This window comes from Peribacillus sp. P4_C12, assembly GCF_056402095.1.
Genome location: NZ_JBFUIB010000752.1, coordinates 1 through 1,466 on the forward strand (window position 1 = coordinate 1; position 1,466 = coordinate 1,466).

Annotated in this window: 2 protein-coding genes; one reads left to right on the forward strand and one right to left on the reverse strand. The window is 34.0% G+C overall.

The window, feature by feature from the left end:
* Positions 1–37: 37 nt before the first annotated feature.
* Entirely contained in the window at positions 38–541 is a 504-nt protein-coding gene (locus AC1DUW_RS28650; protein ID WP_477644162.1) for a hypothetical protein, read from the reverse strand.
* A 185-nt stretch (positions 542–726) separates the two neighbouring features.
* On the opposite strand from AC1DUW_RS28650, the gene AC1DUW_RS28655 reads away from it, so the two are divergent.
* Positions 727–1,350, forward strand: a complete 624-nt coding sequence (locus AC1DUW_RS28655) for a hypothetical protein (protein WP_477644163.1) — start codon at positions 727–729, stop codon at positions 1,348–1,350.
* Positions 1,351–1,466 lie beyond the last annotated feature (116 nt).

The window sequence follows — 1,466 nt, forward strand, 5'->3', positions numbered from 1 at the left end:
GAACATGAACGTAACAAGCGGATTATTCCTGCAGGTTTCATACGTAAGAAAGATGAAGTTCCATTTTATCCTCTAATATATTACGCAGTTCTATAATTTTCTTCATTGTGGCAAGATATGAACCTAAATTCCCCTTAGACTGGTAATTTCGTTCTTGCTTTATAGTCGTATTGGACGGTTTCATTTCGTTTGGTGGATTCTTTGCGACTTGGTTAAGTGACGAATGAAGCAATGTAAGTCGCAAATTGAACTTACTATCATTTATACTTTCTAGTACATTATCATCAGAGTCCTGAGCGATAATAGTTACTTGCCCCAGTGTGTTATAACGGCAAGATGCTTTGTGCTCAATCCCTTTCTTACGTATGAAACCTGCAGGAATAATCCGCTTGTTACGTTCATGTTCTATTCGAAAAGAAATGTCTATATTGCAGTCAATGCAAAGCAATCCTTTCCTTAATGATTCATCCCTTGAAACAACAGTTGGCACGATAATTTTCTCTAGTGTTTTAGAGAATGCTTTCTCCATTGCTACAGCCATGTCATTCTCCTTTCTTTACAAGTTAGCTTTCAGATTAAGAAGTTGTTTCTTCTTCACTTACATATTCCACTCTATATTTCGACAAATGGTTGGATTTTCCTGCGAGCAAGATAAATATATGGACAAATATTCTTTGTACTAATAACTTAAACATTGATTGTGGTAAAAAGAATTATGTAAATTATATGGTTGAAAAGTTGTTGTTAAAGGGTTCTATATCTAAAAAAAGGAAGGATGATGTTTTAAGTATTGAGGAGTTAAGAGATTTAGTAAATAAAAGGTTAGTGCCATTCCATAAAAATATGGAAGGCAAAAATAAAGATGATATGGACAAGGCTATTGAAGAACACTATTCAGATGTACATAATTTTCAAGCTATGAAACAAACACTATTAGATAATGTTTTTGAAGGAAAGTGGCAAGAGCTTCTTGATGATTGTTTTGATAACTACGAACGTGGGCGGTTCAAAATAACAATTCCATGTCTGTTTTCAATATTAGAAGGAACAGTTTTTGATATTGTACAAGACCAAAATTGGAAATATACTTTGGGAAAAGAAATAGAAAAGATAAAAGAGGGAAGTATTAAGAGACCACTTTTCTTCTCAGTTAACACATTTATTGTTAAAGCATTCTCTAGAGGTCATTTTGAAAAAGAAAATTACAAACCTTCGATAATAAATAGAAACTGGGTTCTTCATGGGAGGGATAACATTAGCGAGTGGCAGCCAGTCGACACTTTAAGGTTGTTTAATGCGCTTTATTCCCTTACTTTACTAAACTCTAATACTAAAAGTAAAAACGATTAAGGAGGATTACAATGGCTCAACCTAGACCTTGGTTAGATGAAATTATTGACGCTCTCAAGGAACTCGGAGGGCATGGAACTTTCCATGATATAGCTGAAAAGGTTCTTGAAAGAAAC